Source organism: Pseudomonas citrullilanati (assembly GCF_030580855.1).
Lineage (GTDB): Bacteria > Pseudomonadota > Gammaproteobacteria > Pseudomonadales > Pseudomonadaceae > Aquipseudomonas > Aquipseudomonas citrulli.
Window position 1 is genome coordinate 168,008 of sequence record NZ_JAUQOP010000002.1, and the last position, 21,037, is coordinate 189,044.

Genomic DNA, 21,037 nt, shown 5'->3' on the forward strand with positions numbered 1-21,037 from the left:
TATACCCCAGGCAGCCTCGCGAATCAGCCCTTGCTGACGTCCGGATCGGTGGCCAGCACCAGATCCACCCGATCGAGCAGGTCACGGACCTGTTCGCGGGTCGAGCCACTGACCTGGACATCAGGCGTATCCTGGCGATGCAGCAGGTCGTGAGTGATGTTCAAGGCGGCCATCACGGCGATGCGGTCGGCGCCGATGACCTTGCCGCTGCTGCGGATCTCGCGCATCTTGCCGTCCAGGTACCGGGCGGCGCTCACCAGGTTGCTGCGCTCTTCCTGGGGACAGATGATCGAATACTCTTTATCGAGGATCTGCACGGTAACGCTATTGCTTGAACTCATGAGTCTTGCTCCAGGGCCTTGAGGCGCGAAATCATCGATTCGACCTTACGCCGGGCGATTTCGTTTTTTTCAATGAGGTGAGCGCGTTCCTCGCGCCAGGTTTTTTCCTGAGCTAATAGGAGTCCGTTTTGGCTCTTTAGTTGCTCGACCCGCTCAATTAGCAATTCGAGTCTGGCCATCAGCGCTTGCAGGTCGTTGTCTTCCATTGTGTCCACTGAAGATTGTGTCTGATGGGGAATGCAGGTCGCACAGCCTCTGATAGTCTTGGCGAGTCTGTCGATGTAGGATACAAGGCCTCCATTCTAGACATAGCGCCGTCTGGCGCCTAGCTGCCCATGCCCATTCAGAACTCCCCGTATCAAGCGTTCGCCACCCTGCTGAGCTCCAGCGGCCACCCCGTCTCGCCAGCCGAACTCCATGGCCTGCTGCTCGGCCGCAGTTGCGCCGGCGCCGGTTTCGACGTCGAGGGCTGGTTGGCCGATGCCGCCGAACTGCTCGAAGGCGAGCCGGCGGACAACGTCCGCAATGCGCTGGTCGGCCTGCAGGAAATGGTCAAGGGCGAGTTGACCAGCGACGACATGACCGTCGTCCTGCTGCTGCCCACCGATGACACCCCGCTGGCCGAACGCGCCGCCGCGCTGGGCCAGTGGTGCCAGGGGTTCCTCGCCGGCTTCGGCCTGACCCGCCGTGAATACGCCCTCAGCGACGAGGCCAAGGAAGTGTTGCAGGACCTGGCCGCGATCTCCCAGGTCCAGGACGCCCTGGAAGAATCCGATGACGGCGAAAGCGACTACATGGAAGTGATGGAATACCTGCGGGTCGCGCCATTGCTGCTGTTCACCGAGACCCGGAAGAGCTCGGAACCGGCCGCCAAGCCGTCCTTGCACTGATTGCCTGAAAGGGAACGCCGCCTGCCCATGATTCATATCCCGAAAGCGGAATACGGCCGTCGCCGCAAGGCGCTGATGGCGCAGATGGAGCCCAACAGCATCGCAATCCTGCCCGCCGCCGCGGTTGCCATCCGCAATCGCGACGTCGAGCACGTCTACCGCCAGGACAGCGATTTCCAATACCTCAGCGGCTTTCCCGAACCGCAGGCAGTGATCGTGCTGATGCCGGGCCGCGCCCATGGCGAGTACATCCTGTTCTGCCGCGAGCGCAACGCCGAGCGTGAGTTGTGGGACGGCCTGCGGGCCGGCCAGGAAGGCGCGATCCGCGACTACGGTGCCGACGACGCCTTCCCCATCACCGACATCGACGACATCCTGCCAGGCCTGATCGAAGGCCGCGACCGGGTGTACTCGGCCATGGGCAGCAACCCGGAATTCGACCGGCACCTGATGGAGTGGATCAACGTGATCCGCTCCAAGGCCAACCTCGGCGCCCAGCCGCCGAACGAATTCGTTGCCCTGGATCACCTGCTCCACGACATGCGCCTGTATAAATCGGCGGCGGAATTGAAGGTGATGCGCGAGGCGGCGCGGATTTCCGCCCAGGCCCACATCCGGGCGATGCAGGCGGCGCGGCCGGGGCTCTACGAATACAGCCTCGAAGCCGAGCTGGACTATGAGTTCCGCAAGGGTGGGGCGAAGATGCCGGCCTACGGCTCGATCGTCGCGGCGGGGCGCAACAGCTGCATCCTGCACTACCAGCAGAATGACGCGGTGCTCAAGGACGGCGACCTGGTGCTGATCGACGCCGGGTGTGAAATCGACTGCTATGCCAGTGACATCACCCGGACCTGGCCCGTCAGCGGCAAGTTTTCGCCCGAGCAGAAAGCGATCTATGAAGTGGTGCTGGCGGCCCAGGAAGCGGCGTTTGCCGAAATCGCCCCGGACAAGCATTGGAACCAGGCCCACGAGGCGACGGTCCGGGTCATTACCGAAGGGTTGGTGCGCCTGGGGCTGCTGGAAGGCGACGTGGAGGCGTTGATCGCCAGCGAAGCCTACCGGGCCTTCTACATGCACCGTGCCGGCCATTGGCTGGGCATGGACGTGCATGACGTAGGCGAGTACCGGGTCGGCGGCGAATGGCGGGTGCTGGAAGTCGGCATGACGCTGACGGTGGAGCCGGGCATCTACATCGGTCCGAACGACCGCAGCGTAGCGAAAAAATGGCGCGGCATTGGCGTGCGCATCGAGGATGACGTGGTAGTGACCAAAACCGGTTGTGAAATCCTGACCCGAGGCGTGCCGAAGACGGTCGCCGATATCGAGGCCCTGATGGCTGCCGCCCGGGCGCAAGCGGCATGAGCCGGGTCAACCTGGCGATCGTCGGCGGCGGCCTGGTGGGCGCGAGCCTGGCGTTGGCGTTGCAGGCCGGGGCCAAGGCCCGGGGCTGGAAGATCCTGCTGATCGAGCCGTTCGCCCCTGGCGATGCCTGGCAGCCGAGCTACGATGCCCGATCCTCGGCATTGTCCTACGGCGCCCGGCAGATTTATCAACGCCTGGGCGTCTGGCAGGCCATTTCCCGGCGCGCCGAACCGATCAAGCAGATCCACGTGTCCGATCGCGGGCGGTTTTCCACGGCGCGCCTGTCGGCCATGGAAGAGGGCGTGCCTGCGCTGGGCTACGTGGTGGAGAACGCCTGGCTGGGCCAGTGCCTGTGGCAAGGCCTCGACAAGGAGGTGGTCAGTTGGCGCTGTCCGGCGCAGGTGACGCGGATGGAGCCGCTAGTGGGCGGTTACCGCCTGACCCTGGACGATGAAACCACCCTGGAATGCGACCTCGCCGTGCTGGCCGACGGTGGCCGTTCGGGGCTGCGGGAACAGTTGGGCGTCGGCGTGCGGCATCGACCGTATGACCAGAGCGCGCTGATCGCCAACATCACCCCCAGCGAAGCCCACAACGGCATGGCGTTCGAGCGCTTCACCGACGATGGGCCGATGGCCCTGCTGCCGCTGCCGGAGGACCGCTGTGCGCTGGTCTGGACCCGCCAGGGGATGGATGCGCAGCGCCTGGCGGCCCTCGACGAGCGCAGCTTCCTCAGCGAATTGCAGGGCGTGTTCGGCTATCGCCTGGGCACGCTCAAGCAGGTGGGTGCGCGGCATCTGTATCCGTTGGCCCTGGTCGAGGCCGAAGAGCAGGTACGCCCGCACCTGGCGATCCTTGGCAATGCCGCCCACAGCCTGCACCCGATCGCCGGGCAGGGTTTCAACCTGTCCCTGCGTGACGCCCAGGCGTTGGCCGAGGCCTTGCTCGACAGCGACCGCGAGCCCGGCGACTTTGCCGTGCTGCAAGCCTATCGCGAGCGCCAACGCATGGACCAGGCATTGACCGTGGGCTTCTCCGACCAGGTCACGCGCCTGTTCAGCAGCAGCCTGCCGCTGGTCTCCCTGGGCCGTAACCTCGGCTTGCTGGGCCTCGACCTGCTGCCGCCGGCCAAGCGCTGGTTTGCCCGGCAGGCCATGGGGATCGGGACGCGGCCCGATGTGTAGGGCCGCGGTGGAACCTTCTTTTCATGGGCGACGCGTGTCGCCCGCTAAACAGGCGTAAAGCATGGAATTGCGTGCAGATCTGCTGATTGTCGGCGCGGGAATGGTCGGCAGCGCCCTGGCGCTGGCGTTGCAGGGCAGCGGATTGCAAGTGCTGCTGCTCGATGGCGGCCCGCTGAGCGTCAAGCCCTTCGATCCCCAGGCCGCGTTCGAGCCCCGGGTCAGTGCCCTGTCGGCGGCCAGCCAGCGGATCCTCGAACGCCTGGGCGTGTGGGACGGCATCGCCGCCCGACGTGCCAGTCCCTATACCGACATGCAGGTGTGGGATGGCAGCGGCACCGGCCAGATCCACTTTTCGGCCGACAGCCTGCACGCCGACGTCCTGGGCCACATCGTTGAAAACCGCGTGGTGCAAGATGCCTTGCTGGAGCGCCTGCACGACTGCGACCTGGGCCTGCTGGCCAACGCGCGGCTCGAACAGATGCGTCGCTCCGGCGACGACTGGTTGCTGACCCTGGCTGACGGCCGCACCCTGCGCGCGCCGCTGGTCATCGCCGCCGACGGGGCGAATTCGGCGGTGCGGCGCCTGACCGGCGTCGCCACGCGGGAATGGGATTACCTGCACCATGCCATCGTGACCAGCGTGCGCAGCGCCCGGCCACATCGCCTGACGGCCTGGCAGCGCTTCACCGACAACGGCCCGCTGGCCTTCCTGCCCCTGGAGCGCGACGGCCAGCACGACTGGTGCTCGATCGTCTGGTCCACCACCCCGGGCGAAGCGCAGCGCTTGATGGCGCTGGATGACGGCGCGTTCTGCAGCGAGCTGGAGCGGGCCTTCGAAGGCCAACTGGGGGCCGTGCTGGGCGCCGATCCGCGCCTGTGCGTACCGTTGCGCCAGCGCCATGCCAAGCGCTACGTGGCCGAAGGGCTGGCGCTGATCGGCGACGCGGCCCACACCATTCACCCATTGGCCGGGCAGGGCGTCAACCTGGGCTTCCTCGACGCCGCCGTATTGGCCGAAGTACTGCTTCAGGCCGCCGGACGCGGCGAGCGCCTGGCGGATGTGAAGGTGCTGAGCCGGTTCGAACGCCGCCGCATGCCCCACAACCTGGCGCTGATGGCGGCCATGGAAGGCTTCGAGCGGCTGTTCCAGGCCGATCCGTTGCCGGTGCGCTGGTTGCGTAATACCGGGTTGAAGCTGGTGGACCGCATGCCTGAGGCCAAGGCGTTGTTCGTGCGCGAGGCGCTGGGGCTGATTGGGGATTTGCCGGATCTGGCCAAGGCTTGAGAGATGGGTTGGGGCTTATGGCCTCATCGCGGGCAAGCCTTGCTCCCACAAAAGCCTCCCACATTGCACATCAGGGGAAGCAAGAGCTTGTGGGAGCAAGGCTTGCCCGCGATGGCGGACGCAAAAATACAGCACATCAAGCTGCAACATTTGGAAATGTGTCTACCCACTGTTCGATTGAGATGCCAAATGTGAGTCCTTATCATTTGCACCTCTTTCGCCATCCGGAGACCGCTACCATGTCGGCACCCAAGCGCCTGCTGTCCGCCCTCGCCTTGACCCTGGTGGGCACCACCGCCGCCCAGGCCGCCGACGAGGTGGTGGTCTACTCCTCGCGCATCGACGAGTTGATCAAGCCCGTCTTCGATGCCTATACCCAAAAGACCGGCGTATCGGTGAAGTTCATCACCGACAAGGAAGCGCCGCTGATGCAGCGGATCAAGGCCGAGGGCGAAAACGCCACCGCCGACCTGCTGCTCACCGTCGACGCCGGCAACCTCTGGCAGGCCGAGCAGATGGGCATCCTGCAACCGTTCACCTCCCCGGTGATCGATGCCAACATCCCGCCGCAATACCGTGCGTCGTCCCATGCCTGGACCGGCTTGAGCCTGCGGGCGCGGACCATCGTCTATTCCACCGACCGGGTCAAACCCGCTGAACTGAGCACCTACGAGGCCCTGGCGGGCGAGCAGTGGGAGGGTCGCCTGTGCCTGCGCACCTCGAAGAAGGTCTACAACCAGTCCCTGACCGCCACGCTGATCGAAACCCACGGCGCGGAAAAAACCGAGGAAATCCTCAAGGGCTGGATCCGCAACCTGTCCACCGACGTCTTCTCCGACGACACCGCGCTGCTTGAAGCCATCAATGCCGGGCAGTGCGACGTCGGGATCGTCAATACCTACTACTATGGCCGCCTGCACCAGCAGAAACCGGACCTGAAGGTGAAGCTGTTCTGGCCGAACCAGGCCGACCGCGGTGTGCACATCAACCTCTCGGGCATCGGCCTGACCCGGCACGCGCCGCATCCGGAAGCCGCGAAGCAGTTGGTGGAATGGATGACCACGCCAGAAGCGCAAAGCATCTTTGCCGACGTTAACCAGGAGTTCCCGGCCAACCCGACGGTGGAGCCGTCCAAGGAGGTCGCCGCCTGGGGCACGTTCAAGGCCGACACCCTGCCGGTGGAAGTGGCTGGAAAACGCCAGGCCGAGGCCATTCGAATGATGGATCGGGCCGGCTGGAACTAACAATCGGCCACGGTCTTTGTGGCGAGGGGATTTATCCCGTTGGGGGGCGAAGCAGCCCTGAACAGCCTACCCGGGGAGTCGGGCGGGCTGTGTTGGTTGCATTGGGCTTGTTTCGCAAGCCAGCGGGGATAAATCCCCTCGCCACAGGGCATCATCATTCAAACGAGAGTATTCCTTGACCCACCCCGTCCAACGCCGCTGGTATCCCCTGGTCTTCGCCATCGCCGCGCTGGTCCTGCTGCCGTTGAGCGTGCTGTTGCTGTCCTGGCAAAGCATCGACCAGCAGATCTGGTCCCACCTGTGGGATACGCAAATGCCCCGGTTGCTGGGCAATACCTTCACATTGATCCTCGGGGTGGGCGTCGGGGTGACGGTGCTGGGGGTGAGTCTCGCCTGGCTCACCAGCCTGTGTGAGTTTCCCGGGCGACGTTGGCTCGACTGGGCGTTGATGCTGCCGTTCGCGATTCCGGCCTACGTGCTGGCATTTGTCTTCGTGGGCCTGCTGGATTTCGCCGGGCCGGTGCAGACGCTGATGCGCGAATGGTTCGGCAGCGGCCTGCGCCTGCCGCGGGTGCGCTCCACCGGTGGGGTGATCCTGGTGCTGGTCCTGGTGTTCTACCCCTATGTCTACCTGCTGGCGCGAAGCGCGTTCCTGGCCCAGGGCAAGGGGTTGATGGAAGCGGCCCGGGTACTCGGGCAATCGCCGTGGCAGGCGTTCTGGCGGGTGGCGCTGCCAATGGCGCGGCCGGCCATCGGTGCCGGCGTGGCATTGGCGCTGATGGAAACCCTGGCCGACTTCGGCGCGGTGTCGGTGTTCAACTTCGACACCTTCACCACCGCCATCTACAAGACCTGGTACGGCTTCTTCAGCCTTTCCAGTGCTGCCCAACTGGCGAGCCTGCTGTTGCTGGTGGTGATGCTGGTGCTCTACGGCGAGCGTCGGGCCCGGGGCGCCCATCGCGCCAGCAACGAGCGGCCGCGGAGCAAGGCGTTGTACCCGCTGCATGGCCTCAAGGCCGTGGCGGCCAGTGGTTGGTGTTGCCTGGTGTTCGCCTGCGCGTTCGTCATCCCGGTGCTGCAGTTGCTGGTGTGGTTCTGGCAGCGCGGGCGCTTCGACCTGGACGAACGCTATGCCGGGCTGATCGCCCACACCCTCTACCTGGGAGGCCTGGCTGCCCTGGTCACCGTGGCCGTCGCCCTGCTGCTGGCGTTCGCCCGGCGGCTGGCACCGACCCGGCCGATTCGCTCCGCCGTGGCCCTGGCGAACCTGGGCTATGCGTTGCCCGGTTCGGTGCTGGCGGTGTCGATCATGCTTGCGTTCAGCTACCTGGACCGCGCGTGGGTCATCCCGCTGTCGAGCTGGCTCGGCGGCGCGGGCAAACCCTTGCTGCTGGGCAGCCTGTCGGCGCTGCTGCTGGCGTATCTGGTGCGCTTCCTGGCCGTGGCCTACGGCCCGCTGGAAAGCAGCCTGGCGCGCATTCGCCCGTCGCTGCCGGAGGCCGCACGCAGCCTTGGTGTCAGTGGGCCGCGACTGTTTTTCAAAGTGTATCTGCCGCTGCTGGTGCCTGGCACATTGAGCGCGGCGCTGCTGGTGTTCGTCGACGTGCTCAAGGAAATGCCCGCGACCCTGCTGATGCGCCCGTTCGGCTGGGACACGCTGGCGGTGCGGATTTTCGAAATGACCAGCGAAGGTGAATGGGCCCGGGCCGCGCTGCCAGCGTTGACCCTGGTACTGGTCGGGTTGTTGCCGGTCATCGGATTGATCCGGCGTTCGGCCCATCGAATTGGCTAGTGGCCTGTACGGTTAATTCTGGCGCCGAAGTTGAGCATATGAATTAGCCACACGGGCCAGTAGGTGCCAGTCCTACATCATGCGGCTACAATGCGCGGCATTCGGTGCGGTCCGTCTGTCGGACCGGGTAACTGAGAACGGCTGAGGCACCCTTGTTTCCAGGTGCTTGCGCTGTGCAGTACCCGTCCGCACCTTCGCCAAGCCCGGAAGGAGAAACCCATGGGACAGCGTACGCCTCTGTATGACCTTCATCTCGCCCTGGGCGCGAAGATGGTCGATTTTGGCGGTTGGGATATGCCCTTGCATTACGGCTCGCAAGTCGAGGAGCACCATCAGGTGCGGCGCGACTGCGGGGTGTTCGATGTATCCCACATGACCGTGATCGATGTCGCCGGTCCCCAGGCCAAGGCCTGGCTGCAGCGTTTGCTGGCCAACGACGTCGATCGCTTGCAGGACACAGGACGTGCCTTGTACAGCACCATGCTCAATGAGCGCGGCGGTATCGTCGATGACATGATCATCTACCGCGTCGAGGACGGCTATCGGCTGGTCTTCAATGCCTCGACCCGCGACCAGGACCTGGCCTGGATGCAAGCGCAACTCGGCGGGTACGACGTGCAACTGCACGAGCGGCCCGAGTTGGCGATGCTGGCGATCCAGGGGCCCCATGCGCGGCAGAAAATTGCCGAGCTGGTCACCCAGGCACGTGGCCAGCTGATCCAGCAGCTCAAGCCCTTCGAGGGGCGCGCCGACGGCGACTGGTTCATCGCCCGCACCGGCTATACCGGTGAGGACGGCCTGGAGATTGTCCTGCCTGCCCACGAAGCGCCGAGTTTCTTCAACGACCTGGTCGGCGCCGGCATTTCCCCCATCGGCCTCGGCGCACGCGATACCTTGCGCCTGGAGGCCGGCATGAACCTCTACGGCCAGGACATCCACCAGGACGTTTCCCCACTGGCCTCGAACATGGCCTGGAGCATTGCCTGGGAGCCGGCGAGCCGCCAGTTCATTGGTCGCAGCGCCCTGGAAGCCGAGCTTGCGAGCGGTGTGCAGCACAAATTGGTCGGACTGGTGCTGGAGGAGCGGGGTGTCTTGCGCGCTCATCAGGTGGTTCGCATCGCCAATGTTGGCGAAGGGGAGATCACCAGTGGTAGTTTTTCTCCTACGCTTAGCAAGTCGATCGCCCTGGCACGCGTTCCGATGGCCACCGCCGACCGAGCCGAGGTGGAAATTCGTGGCAAGTGGTACCCGGTACGAGTGGTCAAGCCGACCTTCGTCCGCCATGGCAAAACCCTGATCTAACTTTATGCGGCAGGCCGCCGGCCGCTGACACTTTCTCTTGAGGACACAGAATATGAGCGATATCCCTGCCGAACTGCGTTTTGCCGAAAGCCATGAGTGGGCACGCCTGGAAGCCGATGGCACCGTCACCGTCGGCATCTCCGACCACGCCCAGGAAGCCCTGGGTGACGTGGTATTCGTCGAGCTGACAGAAGTCGGTACGACCTTTGAGGCAGGTGCCCAGGCCGGTGTGGTCGAGTCGGTCAAGGCCGCTTCCGATATCTATTCCCCGATTGCAGGTACGGTGATTGCCGTCAACGAGGAGCTGGGCGGTTCGCCGGAACTGCTGAACTCCGATCCATATGGCGCCTGGATCTTCAAGCTCAAGCCAAACGACGAGGCCGAGCTGGGCAAGTTGCTCGATGCGGCGGGCTATAAGTCCGCTATCGGCGAATAGCCCGCTCCCACAGGATATTGGGGGCAGCCTTGGGCTGTTCGCCGGGCAAAAAAATGCCGCTCCATCGAGCGGCATTTTTTATTGGCCGGGCATCAGTCCTGGGCGACGGCGTTTTTCGCCAGGATCGCGTTGGCCAGTTCCATGTCGGTGGCTTGCAGGCCTGGGTTGTCGGCACGCACTTTCTGCATCGCGGCTTCCAGGTAAGGGCCACGGATGCCGCCGTCACTGGCAACGAAGCTGCCGGCGTCGTCCTGGGCGGCGACGATCAGCTTGTGATCCTTGAAGGTCAGGTAGGTCGAGCCGGTGGTTGCGCCGGACGAGATGACGTTACGCCAAAACGTGTCGGCCATCGCCGAGCCAACAGGAAGAGACAGCAAGGCCAGGGTAGCGACAGCAAGTTTGAGACGCATGATAGGTGACTCCACTGGGTTAACTATGACTTTGGATAACCAGCGCCTCGATTCAGTTCCGTGACCGCACAGTCAGGCGTCGTCCTGCTCAGCGCTGCTCGCTTTGCGGCGTCACCCTCAGCACCTCTTCGACGGTGGTCAGCCCGGCCGCGACTTTCTGCGCACCGGACAGCCGCAGGCTGCGCATGCCTTCCTTGAACGCCTGGCGGCGCACCGCCAGCAGGTCGGTGTCCGGATGGATCAGGGCCTTGACGCTGTCGGTCAGTTGCATGATCTCGTAGACCCCGGCCCGGCCCCGGTAGCCGGTGTCGCGGCACTCCAGGCAGCCGACGGCCCGATGGGCATTGCTCGGCAAGGGCGCCTGCCAGGGGCGGGTCAGGGTTTGCCAGTCGTCTTCGGCCAGGGCCAGGGGCGCCTTGCACTGGGGGCACAGGGTCCGAACCAGGCGTTGCGCCATGATGCCGAGCACGGTGGCCTTGATCAGGTAATGGGGCACCCCCAGCTCCAGCAGGCGGCTGATGGCACTCGGTGCATCGTTAGTGTGCAGCGTCGACAGCACGAGGTGACCGGTCAGCGCCGCCTGGATCGCCATTTCGGCGGTCTCCAGGTCGCGGATCTCGCCGATCATGATGATGTCCGGGTCCTGCCGCATCAGCGCCCGCACCCCGGCCGCGAACGTCAGGTCGATGTTGTGCTGGACCTGCATCTGGTTGAAGGAGCCCTCGACCATTTCGATCGGGTCTTCGATGGTGCAGAGGTTCACCTCGGGCGTCGCCAGTTTCTTGAGGGTGGTGTAGAGGGTGGTGGTCTTGCCGGAACCGGTGGGCCCGGTCACCAGGATGATGCCGTTAGGCTGGCGGGTCATGTCCTGCCAGCGGCGCAAGTCGTCCGCGGAGAAGCCGAGCTGGTCGAAATCCTTGAGCAGCACTTCCGGGTCGAAGATCCGCATGACCATCTTTTCGCCGAACGCCGTCGGCAGGGTCGACAGGCGCAGTTCCACTTCACCGCCGTCCGGGGTCTTGGTCTTGACCCGGCCGTCCTGGGGCTTGCGCTTCTCGGCGACATTCATCCGCCCCAGGTTCTTGAGGCGACTGATGATCGCCATCGTCACCTGTGGCGGGAACTGATAGACGGTGTGCAGCACCCCGTCGATGCGAAACCGCACGGTGCCTTGCTCGCGGCGCGGTTCGATGTGGATATCGCTGGCTCGTTGCTGGAAGGCGTACTGGAATAGCCAGTCGACGATATTGACGATATGGGCGTCGTTGGCGTCCGGTTCCTGGTCGCTGGCGCCCAGGTTGAGCAGTTGTTCGAAATTGGTCAGGTTGCTCGGCTGCTGGTCGGCCGTGGAAGCGCCGCTGACCGATTTGGCCAGGCGATAGAACTCCACGCTCAAGCGCTGGATGTCCACCGGGTTGGCGACCACCCGCTGGACCGGCAGCTTGAGCACGTGGGTCAGGTCGGCCTCCCAACTGCTGACGTAGGGCTGGGCGCTGGCCACGGTGACGGCATCGCGATCGACCGCCACGGCGAGGATCTTGTGGCGCTGGGCGAAGGCATAGGACATCAAGGGCGTCACGGCCGCCACGTTGATCTTCAACGGGTCGATGCGCAGGTAGGGTTGGCCGGCCTGCTCGGCCAGCCACAGGGTCAGGCTTTCCAGGTCCAGGCGCTTGCCGGGGCGGCTGAGGTCGTCCAGGTGCTGGTTGGCGATGAACTCCAGTGGATGCAGCTGGCTATTGGCGCCGTGGCGACGCCGGGCGTTCAGGGCGGTCTCGGCGCCGTCCTGGCTGATGATGCCCTGGGCGACCAGTTGGCGTAGCAGATCGTTGAGGTCCAGCCAGCGGTCCTGAGTGGCGTGTTTGGTGGACATGCGGGTTCCTATTGGACAATTGCAGCAAAGCCGCGATACAGACGCCTTGGCGTCTTCGCTCGATGTACAAAAGAATAGTCCCGACGCCAGGGGCCGTTGGGCCACTACCCGACCAATGCGTTACAAATGCTTGCCCTGCGCAGCTCAACCGGCGGCTTGAAGCGGCTCGACCCGCGCCCTGTCAGCGTCTTGCAAGTCCACCGAGCACACGCTGATCAGGTTGCGTAATTTTTGGGCAAGGACCTGGGCACGGTGCCAGCTCAGCCCATCGACGACGATGTCCATCGCCAGCAGATCGTCGTGACGCGCCATGTGGACCTGCTGTGGCGTCAGGCCCTGCAAGGCAAACAGGTTCAGCGCCCGACACAACAGGTCCGGCTCGGCCTCGGCCAGCAGTCGGTAGTGCGCGCGGCAATGGGGATTGGCGGTGTGCCAGGCGTCGGCGCGGCTCGGTGGGGTGGCGATGGCATCGAGTGGGGGCATGTCGGTCTCCTTGGGTTGGGAGAAATATTTACATGCGCGACCGGGTATTTCTTATCTAAGATGCGCGGATTAAATGCAAAATTGACTGGTTCAATTCGATCATCGGTAGATAACGGGTTTATTTATGCAAATCGAGCTGGACGGCTATGACCGCCGGATACTGGCGCTGCTTCAAGAGGATGCCTCGCTGTCCAGCGCCCAGGTGGCCGAGCAGGTGGGATTGTCGCAATCGCCGTGCTGGCGTCGGATCCAGCGGATGAAGGAAGAGGGCATCATCCGCCGCCAGGTGACCTTGCTGGATCGCAAGAAAATCGGCCTGAACACGCAGATCTTCGCCGAGGTCAAGCTCAACGCCCACGGCCGTTCGAATTTCACCGAGTTCACCGAGGCGATCCGCGGGTTTCCTGAAGTCCTGGAATGCTACGTGTTGATGGGTGCGGTGGACTTCCTGCTGCGGATCGTCACGGCGGACATCGAGGCTTACGAGCGGTTTTTCTTCGAAAAGCTGTCGATGGTACCGGGGATCCAGGAGGTGAACTCGATCGTGGCGCTTTCGGAGATCAAGTCCACGACGAGTTTGCCGGTGGTGCGATAGTTGGATATGAGGTGCATGTGCCGGCCTCTTCGCGAGCAAGCTCGCTCCCACAGTGGAATTTCAGGGGCTGTGGGAGCGAGCCTGCTCGCGAAAGCGATATTCCAGGCGTCGCAGATATCTCGATCAGAGGCGCAGCAAGGTCTTCCATGCCCGGTTCTGATACACCGCGATCGCCTGTTGCTTGCGCGCGTCCAGGGCTTCGTCGGTGATCGGTTGGTTGGCCAGTTGCGCCAGCTTGTTCAGCTCGCCGTAGAGCCGGTCCATCTCCGGGATGTCCAGCACGTGGCGGGCGTGGTGCAGCCAGGCCTGGATGCGCTCGATCCGCGGCAGTTGCTCGGCCAGGTCTTCCGGCTGTTGCTGGTAGCGTTGCAATTGCAGGGACGTGGACTCTTCGCCCAGCAGGCGCGGCAGCCAACTGCCCAGTTGCGCGGCGCCCTGGCGATTGCCCCGGGTGTTGCGTTCGGCGGTCCAGCGGCGGGCCAGCAGCCAGCGTGAAGTGTTCAGGGAGAACAGGCCCCAACGCGGGTCTTGCAACTCTTCGAGGAACTGCTCCGGCGCGGCCTTGCGCACGTCTTCGTCGTCCAGGCCGGCCTGGACCAGTGGGCGCCAGTCTTCCAGCAACGCGTCCAGGGCGACGCGCAGGTCGTGGGTCGATTGACGGGGCGCGGCCTGGCCCAGGCTGCTGAGCAGGGCACGCAGTTCGGCGAGGTTTTCCACCCAGTCTTGCAACAAGCGCCAGTGGCCATTGAAACGGTATTGCTCGGCCAGGCGCTGGCTACTGCCCAGCAGGTGCCAGCCCAGCGCGGCGAAGGCGTCGTCCAGCGGCGTTTCGGCGGTCAGTTGCGGGGCCGGCAGGCTCAAGGCATAGCTGGCTGCGTCGTGCAGGCGATAGCCGCGCTCGGCCTTACTGATGTCGCAAGGCATCAAGGGCAGCGTCTGCGCCAGCTCGGCCGCCAGTTCCAGCAAGGCCGCGGGCTCGCCTTCGCGCAGTTCCAGCTCCAGCTCGCAGATTTCCTCCTTCTGCTTGCCGACCACGACGTGGCCCAGGTCCAGCGCGGCTTCGATGACCACTTTGGCCTTGCCACGGCCCCAGGCGATTTCGGCGCGCTCGCGGACGAAATCGGTGGTGAAGATTGCCTTGAGGGTTTTCTTGTCCAGTTCCGCCAGGGCCTCGGGCCAGCATTCGCCGTCGAGTTTCTTCACGTCGAGCTTGGCCTTGGGCAGGTGCCAGTCGTATTCGTTGCGTTCGGACAGGCCGGCGATGCTCTGGCCACGGGTCTTGAGGGTCTGGATCACCTCTTCGCCGTCACGCCGCAGGCGCAACGCGACCTTGGCCTTGGCGAGGTCACGCTCCGGCGTGTCGAAGTATTGGTTCATCAGCTCATGGCGTTCCCAGCCATGCTTGTTGCGTTTTTTCAGCAGCGGGTGCTCGCGCAGGGCTGCCAGGGTCTCGCGGCTGACGCGGAGTTTGATTTCGGTTTCTTTCTGCATGGCCGGAAAATCCAGGGATCGGGTGTGCAGCCGGGGAAGGTGTGGCTGCCAAGGTCGTGCAGTGTACAGGACTCGTCCATCCTCCGCGCCGCGCCGGTTTATTCCTGGGGCCAGATGGTTCTATGATGGACGCCAATCTGTGAGCTCGGAGCCAGCGATGCCTTTGCCGTCCATGAAAGATCAGTTCGCTGCCCTGATCGCCGCGCCGTCAGTCAGTTGCACCCAGCCTGGGTTGGACCAGTCCAACAGTGCAGTGATCGAACTGCTGGCGGGCTGGCTCGCCGACCTGGGGTTCGCCTGTGATATCCAACAGGTCAGCCCGGGCAAGTTCAACCTGCTGGCCAGTTTTGGCAGCGGTCCCGGCGGCCTGGTGCTTGCCGGGCACAGTGACACCGTGCCGTTCGATGGCGCGCTGTGGCAGACCGACCCGCTGAAGCTCACCGAGGTCGATGGCCGCTGGGTGGGCCTGGGCAGCTGCGACATGAAGGGCTTCTTTGCCTTGGTCATCGAAGCGGTCAAGCCACTGCTGGACCAGCCGTTCAAGCAGCCGCTGCTGATCCTCGCCACTTGTGATGAAGAAAGCTCGATGGCCGGCGCCCGCGCCCTGGCCGATGCCGGGCGTCCATTGGGGCGGGCGGCCGTCATCGGCGAGCCCACTGGCCTGCGTCCGATTCGCCTGCACAAGGGCGTGATGATGGAGCGCATCGATATCCTCGGGCGCAGCGGTCATTCTTCCGACCCGAGCCTGGGCCACAGCGCGCTCGAAGCGATGCACGACGCGATGGGCGAGTTGCGTGGCCTGCGCCTGCAATGGCAGCGTGAATTCCGCAACCCGCAGTTCACGGTGCCGCAACCGACCCTGAACTTCGGTTGCATCCATGGCGGCGACAACCCCAACCGGATCTGCGGCCAGTGTTCCATGGAGTTCGACCTGCGGCCGCTACCGGGCATGGACCCGCAGGTGCTGCGGGCGGCGATCCGGCAGAAGCTCGACCCCATTGCCGAGCGGCACAAGGTCAGGATCGACTACGCGCCGCTGTTCCCCGAAGTCCCGCCGTTCGAACAGGTCGAGGATGCCGAACTGGTGCGCGTGGCCGAGCGACTCACCGGCTATCGCGCCGAAGCAGTGGCGTTCGGCACCGAAGCGCCTTATCTTCAGCGCCTTGGCTGCGAAACCCTGGTGCTGGGCCCCGGCGACATCGCCTGCGCCCACCAACCGGGCGAGTACCTTGAAATGTCACGTTTGCAACCTACCGTACAGCTGTTGCGGCAGTTGATCGGCCATTACTGCCTGACGCCGGCCACCGCCGGCTAAATTGCCCACGTCCGGGCCCGTATTCATGAGGAGAGCGCGCGTGTCGCCAAGCCTGTTCCGACGATAACCACCAGCCCGCTGTGCGTTCAGTTTGGTCTTTTTTCGGCTGCTATTTATTACAGGCCCAGGTTCATGCCCGAATACGTCAATTGGCTTCGTCACGCTTCGCCCTATATCAATGCCCACCGTGATTGCACCTTCATCGTCATGCTGCCCGGCGACGGGGTGGAACACCCCAACTTCGGCAACATCGTCCATGACCTCGTGCTCCTGCACAGCCTCGGCGTGCGCCTGGTGCTGGTCCATGGCTCGCGCCCGCAGATCGAGACCCGCCTTGCCGCGCGGGGCCTGACGCCGCATTACCACCACGGCATGCGCATCACCGATGCCGCGACCCTGGAATGCGTGATCGACGCCGTTGGCCAGTTGCGCATCGCCATCGAGGCGCGCCTGTCCATGGACATGGCGTCCTCGCCGATGCAGGGTTCGCGTCTGCGGGTCGCCAGCGGCAACCTGGTCACCGCACGGCCCATCGGCGTGCTGGAAGGTGTCGATTACCACCACACCGGCGAAGTGCGCCGGGTCGATCGCAAGGGCATCAATCGCCTGCTGGACGAGCGCTCCATCGTGCTGCTGTCGCCGCTGGGGTATTCGCCCACCGGGGAAATCTTCAACCTGGCCTGCGAAGACGTCGCCACCCGGGCCGCCATCGACCTGGCGGCCGACAAGCTGTTGCTGTTCGGCGCCGAGCAGGGGCTGATCGGCGAAGACGGCCGGCTGGTACGTGAACTGCGTCCGCAGCAAGTGCCTGCCCATATGCAGCGCCTGGGCAGCGATTACCAGGCCGAATTGCTGGATGCCGCCGCCCAGGCTTGCCGGGGCGGCGTGGCGCGCAGCCATATCGTCAGCTACGCCGAAGACGGCGCGCTGCTGGCCGAATTGTTCACCCGCGATGGCAGCGGGACCCTGGTGGCCCAGGAGCAGTTCGAAGTGGTGCGCGAGGCGGCCATCGAAGACGTCGGTGGCCTGTTGGACCTGATCAGCCCACTGGAAGAGCAGGGGATTCTGGTGCGCCGCTCCCGCGAAGTGCTGGAGCGCGAGATCGAGCAGTTCAGCGTGGTCGAGCGCGAAGGCATGATCATCGCCTGCGCGGCGTTGTACCAGATCGCCGATTCGGACGCCGGGGAGCTGGCCTGCCTGGCGGTGAACCCGGAGTACCGCCACGGTGGCCGGGGCGACGAACTGCTGGAGCGGATCGAAACCCGCGCCCGGGCCCAAGGCCTCAAGACCCTGTTCGTACTCACCACCCGCACCGCCCACTGGTTCCGCGAACGCGGCTTCGAACCCAGCAGCGTCGAACGCCTGCCGGCGGCGCGGGCGTCGCTCTATAACTACCAGCGCAACTCGAAGATCTTCGAGAAATCGCTGTAGGCCGCCATGCCCTTTGGCTGTCCCTCGGGCTGCGAGGCTTTTTGACTTCAGACAAGGAACCGTCTGACGCAAAGCCATCAAGATTGCAGCCTGAGGCAGTTTCTCGCGCCAGGCCCCGAATTCGATCCGTTAGGGCGCAGAAAAAATGACCATTCAGTAATTCGAAAGCTGGCCGATACGCCGTATCTCAGCTTGACGAAGTTTTGATGGCCTCTTTATTTCAAAATAATCTGAAAACTGTGGAAACAATTCTTTTTGGAGTTATCCAGAATCCATTATTCTGCGCGCCGGTGTAGCGGGGTTAGACCTTGGTCGTAATCACAAATGGTTACGATTGACTTGTCAGTCACGGTCTGGCGCTAATCGCGCATCTGCGGATTCCGGACGTTCGATTCGGAACCAAAGAAACACAAGAATTAGAAAACGAGAGGAGCGAAGCATGAACAAGTCCACCTTGGCCCTGGCTGTGGCCTTTGGGGTTCTGGCGCAGCAGGCAGGCGCCGCTGGTTTTATCGAAGACAGCAAGGCGTCTGTCAGTTCTCGTACGCTGTATTTCAACAACGACAACCATGAAACCGGCAGTGAAGACCTGCGCGAAACGGGCACCGGCCTGAAGTTCGACTACAAGTCCGGCTTCACCCAGGGTGTCGTCGGTTTCGGTATCGATGCCCAGGCATTGGTGGGTATTCGTCTGGACGGCGGGAAGGGCCGTAACGCCGGTTCCTACATGCCAGCCGATACCGATGGCGCGGCGGTACACGACTGGAGCCGTCTGTCCGGCAACGTGAAGGCACTTTTCTCCAAGACCGAAGCTCACCTCGGTGGTGCCCTGGCGCCTAACCTGCCGATCCTGGTTGCCAACGACAGTCGCCTGCTGCCGCAGACCTTTGAAGGTGGCACCATCACCTCCAAGGAAATCGACAACGTCACGTTCAACGCAGGCCAGCTGGAACACGCCACCGGCCGCGCCTCGAGCAACAGCACCGGCCTGGCCATCGCCGGCGGTACCCAGGACAGCAACCAGTTCCGCTACGGCGGCGCAGACTGGAAGGTCACCAAGGACCTGACCCTGCAGTACTACTACGCCAACCTGCAGGACTACTACAAGCAGCACTTCCTGGGCGCGGTACACGTCTTCCCGATCAGCGAAGGCCAGTCGTTCAAGACCGACCTGCGTTATTTCGACAGCAGCTCGGATGGCCGTAACGGCGATGTCGGCTACCGTTTCAACAACAACAGTGGCTATGCCAAGCACCCGGGCGAGGTCGATAACAAGACCTGGAGCGCCATGTTCACGTACACCCTCGGTGGCAGTGCGTTCTTGCTGGGTCACCAACAGGTCGGCGACGACGGTGGCTTCGTCTACCTGAACCAGGGCAACGTGGTCAACGGCAACAATCGTCCCGAAGGCGCTGGCGGCTCCAGCTTCTATCTGTTCACCGACAGTATGATCAACGGCTTTGTCCGTGCCGGTGAAAACACCACCTTCGGTCAGTACTCCTATGACTTCGCTTCCATGGGCGTTCCAGGCCTGAAAGCCTCGGTCGCTTACCTGCGTGGCGATGACGTCAAGACCGCCAACGGTGCAAGCGATTACTCCGAGTGGGAACGCGACATGCGTGTGGATTACGTCATCCAGCAAGGCGCGTTGAAAGGCTTCGGTACCACCCTGCGTCAGGGTACTTACCGCAGCAGCGGTGCCGGCGACAGCCAGGATCAGACCCGTCTGATCTTCAACTACACTTACAACTTCATGTAAGACGTAGCGAAGAAAAAAAAGCCCCGCCCGGCATGTGCCTGGCGGGGCTTTTGCGTTTTCGAGTCAGGCCCACCCCTGTAGCCCTCCTCGAAACCTCTCCTCTTTACAGCCACTCGAGGCCTTCTCGAAACCTCGTGAAAGAGAGTGGGCCCATAGGCGCTCCAGTGCCAGTGAACAGTTTTTTATATTCAGAAAAAGTCTAGCCAAAGCAATATTCATTCTTTTTAAAACGGTCCGAACCGAGGCACAGTCAGGCTCCACAAGAATTTCATCCAGGAGCCTTACCATGAGCCTCAGACTGGGCGACATTGCCCCCGATTTCGAACAGGATTCCAGCGCCGGCAAGATCCGCTTCCACGAGTGGCTCGGCGACAGCTGGGGCGTGCTGTTTTCCCACCCGGCGGACTTCACGCCGGTGTGCACCACCGAGCTGGGCCTGACCGCCAAGCTCAAGGATGAATTTGCCAAGCGCGGCGTCAAGGCCATCGCCCTGTCGGTGGACCCGGTGGATTCCCACCACAAGTGGATCGACGACATCAACGAAACCCAGAACGCCGTGGTCAACTTCCCCATCCTGGCCGATGCCGACCGCAAGGTCTCCGACCTGTACGACCTGATCCATCCCAACGCCAGCGATACCTTGACCGTGCGTTCGCTGTTCGTGATCGACCCGAACAAGAAGATTCGCCTGACCATCACCTACCCGGCGAGCACCGGTCGCAATTTCAACGAGATCCTGCGGGTGATCGATTCCCTGCAATTGACCGACAACTACAAGGTCGCCACGCCGGCCAACTGGCAGGACGGCGATGAGGTGGTGATCGTGCCGTCCCTGAAGGACGAGGAAGAACTCAAGCAGCGCTTCCCCAAGGGCTACCGCGCGGTGAAGCCGTACCTGCGCCTGACCCCGCAGCCCAATCGCTGACGCAAAACCTAATGGGGAGTGAGATTGTGTGGGAGCGAGCTTGCTCGCGATGGCGGAGTGTCAGTCGACATCGCCGGTGGCAGATCCGCCGATATCGCGAGCAAGCTCGCTCCCACAGTGGAAATGAGGTGCGACAGGGGATTGTGGCGGTTTCGACGGCCTTTTTTTATGCCTGCGGAAACCAATTCATATTCATATAAAGAATAACCAAATGAATAAATATGATTTAAAGATATATGAATCCCCTGTTATGGTTTGCCCCATACAGCGAGATCGCCCACCGCGAATCGCACGTGACAGTTAAGGAATGGCAGGCATGTTGGTCGTCTCACTCGGTGGCAGCCCCAGCCAGCGCTCGCGCTCCGGGGTGTTGCTGGAACGCTCGCAACGTTGGTTGCAGCAGCAAGGTGTGGAAGTGGTGAGTTACCAGGTGCGCGATTTTCCCGCCGAAGACTTGCTCCATGCCCGTTTCGACAGCCCGAAGGTGGTCGACCTGCTCCAGCAGATCGACAACGCCGATGGCCTGTTGATCGCAACACCCGTGTATAAGGCGTCTTTTTCCGGTGCGCTGAAGACCGTGCTGGACCTGTTGCCGGAGCGGGCCCTGAACCACAAGGTCGTGTTGCCCATGGCAACCGGCGGCAGCATCGCCCACATGCTGGCGGTGGACTACGCCCTCAAGCCGGTGTTGTCGGCCCTCAAGGCCCAGGAAATGCTCCAGGGGATCTTTGCCGAAGACAGCCAGATCGCCTACGGCGAAGGCACTGCCCAGGCGCAATTGGCGCCGGCCCTGCAACAACGCCTGGACGAGGCGCTGGAACAGTTTTTCAGCGCCATGGCCCGTCGGCCCCGGCCGTTGGACCCCCACGTCTTGAATGAACGTCTGTTGAGTGCTCGCTGGAGCATTTGACCCCCGAAC

The 21,037-nt window shown here is 63.4% G+C and carries 20 protein-coding genes; 14 read left to right on the top strand and 6 right to left on the bottom strand.

Features of this window, described 5'->3' with window-relative positions; translation table 11 throughout:
• Window positions 1–23: 23 nt before the first annotated feature.
• Window positions 24–341 carry a cell division protein ZapA gene (locus tag Q6A48_RS02280; RefSeq protein ID WP_039590276.1) on the bottom strand — a complete coding sequence of 106 codons (318 nt, stop codon included), beginning with the start codon at window positions 339–341 and terminating at the stop codon, window positions 24–26.
• A complete protein-coding gene (locus Q6A48_RS02285; protein WP_042731580.1) occupies window positions 338–547 on the bottom strand; it encodes a TIGR02449 family protein in 210 nt (69 codons plus the stop codon). The genes Q6A48_RS02280 and Q6A48_RS02285 overlap by 4 nt, the downstream gene beginning before the upstream one ends.
• A 129-nt stretch (window positions 548–676) precedes the next feature.
• Between Q6A48_RS02285 and Q6A48_RS02290 the strand changes: the two genes are divergently transcribed.
• The 8 genes from Q6A48_RS02290 to gcvH all read left to right on the top strand — a co-directional run bounded on the left by Q6A48_RS02290 (window position 677) and on the right by gcvH (window position 9,836).
• A complete protein-coding gene (locus tag Q6A48_RS02290; RefSeq protein ID WP_304551645.1) occupies window positions 677–1,231 on the top strand; it encodes a YecA/YgfB family protein in 555 nt (184 codons plus the stop codon).
• A 27-nt stretch (window positions 1,232–1,258) separates the two neighbouring features.
• Complete coding sequence (gene pepP / locus Q6A48_RS02295; protein WP_304551647.1) at window positions 1,259–2,593, top strand: Xaa-Pro aminopeptidase; 1,335 nt, start codon at window positions 1,259–1,261, stop codon at window positions 2,591–2,593.
• Entirely contained in the window at window positions 2,590–3,777 is a 1,188-nt protein-coding gene (gene ubiH, locus Q6A48_RS02300) for a 2-octaprenyl-6-methoxyphenyl hydroxylase (RefSeq protein ID WP_304551649.1), read from the top strand. Before pepP ends, ubiH begins: the two co-directional genes overlap by 4 nt.
• Before the next feature lie 67 nt (window positions 3,778–3,844).
• Window positions 3,845–5,062: a 2-octaprenyl-3-methyl-6-methoxy-1,4-benzoquinol hydroxylase gene (locus tag Q6A48_RS02305; RefSeq protein ID WP_304551872.1), complete on the top strand. Its 1,218-nt coding sequence runs from the start codon at window positions 3,845–3,847 to the stop codon at window positions 5,060–5,062.
• 239 nt (window positions 5,063–5,301) lie between these two features.
• On the top strand, window positions 5,302–6,306 hold the full coding sequence (locus tag Q6A48_RS02310) for an extracellular solute-binding protein (RefSeq protein WP_304551650.1): 1,005 nt from the start codon (window positions 5,302–5,304) through the stop codon (window positions 6,304–6,306).
• A 175-nt stretch (window positions 6,307–6,481) separates the two neighbouring features.
• Entirely contained in the window at window positions 6,482–8,098 is a 1,617-nt protein-coding gene (locus Q6A48_RS02315) for an ABC transporter permease (protein WP_304551652.1), read from the top strand.
• Window positions 8,099–8,317: 219 nt separating this feature from the next.
• Window positions 8,318–9,400: a glycine cleavage system aminomethyltransferase GcvT gene (gene gcvT / locus Q6A48_RS02320; RefSeq protein ID WP_304551654.1), complete on the top strand. Its 1,083-nt coding sequence runs from the start codon at window positions 8,318–8,320 to the stop codon at window positions 9,398–9,400.
• Window positions 9,401–9,452: 52 nt separating this feature from the next.
• The gene (gene gcvH / locus Q6A48_RS02325; protein ID WP_304551655.1) at window positions 9,453–9,836 is read left to right on the top strand and encodes a glycine cleavage system protein GcvH; all 384 of its coding nucleotides are present in this window, start codon (window positions 9,453–9,455) and stop codon (window positions 9,834–9,836) included.
• 92 nt (window positions 9,837–9,928) lie between these two features.
• Here gcvH and Q6A48_RS02330 read toward each other — a convergent pair whose 3' ends face one another.
• The 3 genes from Q6A48_RS02330 to Q6A48_RS02340 all read right to left on the bottom strand — a co-directional run bounded on the left by Q6A48_RS02330 (window position 9,929) and on the right by Q6A48_RS02340 (window position 12,602).
• Window positions 9,929–10,249 carry a DUF2388 domain-containing protein gene (locus Q6A48_RS02330; protein WP_170846005.1) on the bottom strand — a complete coding sequence of 107 codons (321 nt, stop codon included), beginning with the start codon at window positions 10,247–10,249 and terminating at the stop codon, window positions 9,929–9,931.
• 85 nt (window positions 10,250–10,334) lie between these two features.
• A complete protein-coding gene (tfpB, locus tag Q6A48_RS02335; protein ID WP_304551657.1) occupies window positions 10,335–12,119 on the bottom strand; it encodes a type IV pilus assembly ATPase TfpB in 1,785 nt (594 codons plus the stop codon).
• A gap of 144 nt (window positions 12,120–12,263) precedes the next feature.
• On the bottom strand, window positions 12,264–12,602 hold the full coding sequence (locus tag Q6A48_RS02340) for an ACT-like domain-containing protein (protein ID WP_304551658.1): 339 nt from the start codon (window positions 12,600–12,602) through the stop codon (window positions 12,264–12,266).
• A gap of 124 nt (window positions 12,603–12,726) precedes the next feature.
• Between Q6A48_RS02340 and Q6A48_RS02345 the strand changes: the two genes are divergently transcribed.
• The gene (locus Q6A48_RS02345; RefSeq protein ID WP_304551660.1) at window positions 12,727–13,197 is read left to right on the top strand and encodes an Lrp/AsnC family transcriptional regulator; all 471 of its coding nucleotides are present in this window, start codon (window positions 12,727–12,729) and stop codon (window positions 13,195–13,197) included.
• Between the two features lie 123 nt (window positions 13,198–13,320).
• On the opposite strand, the gene Q6A48_RS02350 is transcribed toward Q6A48_RS02345, so the two are convergent.
• Window positions 13,321–14,688, bottom strand: a complete 1,368-nt coding sequence (locus Q6A48_RS02350) for a CYTH domain-containing protein (protein ID WP_304551661.1) — start codon at window positions 14,686–14,688, stop codon at window positions 13,321–13,323.
• Window positions 14,689–14,845: 157 nt separating this feature from the next.
• Between Q6A48_RS02350 and argE the strand changes: the two genes are divergently transcribed.
• The 5 genes from argE (at window position 14,846) to ssuE (ending at window position 21,028) form a co-directional block, all read left to right on the top strand.
• Window positions 14,846–16,003, top strand: coding sequence for an acetylornithine deacetylase (gene argE, locus Q6A48_RS02355; RefSeq protein ID WP_304551662.1), 1,158 nt, complete (start codon window positions 14,846–14,848; stop codon window positions 16,001–16,003).
• A 132-nt stretch (window positions 16,004–16,135) separates the two neighbouring features.
• A complete protein-coding gene (argA, locus tag Q6A48_RS02360; RefSeq protein ID WP_042730190.1) occupies window positions 16,136–17,434 on the top strand; it encodes an amino-acid N-acetyltransferase in 1,299 nt (432 codons plus the stop codon).
• Window positions 17,435–17,873: 439 nt separating this feature from the next.
• Complete coding sequence (locus Q6A48_RS02365; protein ID WP_304551668.1) at window positions 17,874–19,193, top strand: OprD family outer membrane porin; 1,320 nt, start codon at window positions 17,874–17,876, stop codon at window positions 19,191–19,193.
• Window positions 19,194–19,479: 286 nt separating this feature from the next.
• A complete protein-coding gene (locus Q6A48_RS02370; RefSeq protein ID WP_304551669.1) occupies window positions 19,480–20,118 on the top strand; it encodes a peroxiredoxin in 639 nt (212 codons plus the stop codon).
• A 316-nt stretch (window positions 20,119–20,434) separates the two neighbouring features.
• Window positions 20,435–21,028, top strand: coding sequence for an NADPH-dependent FMN reductase (gene ssuE, locus Q6A48_RS02375; RefSeq protein WP_304551671.1), 594 nt, complete (start codon window positions 20,435–20,437; stop codon window positions 21,026–21,028).
• Window positions 21,029–21,037: the final 9 nt, after the last annotated feature.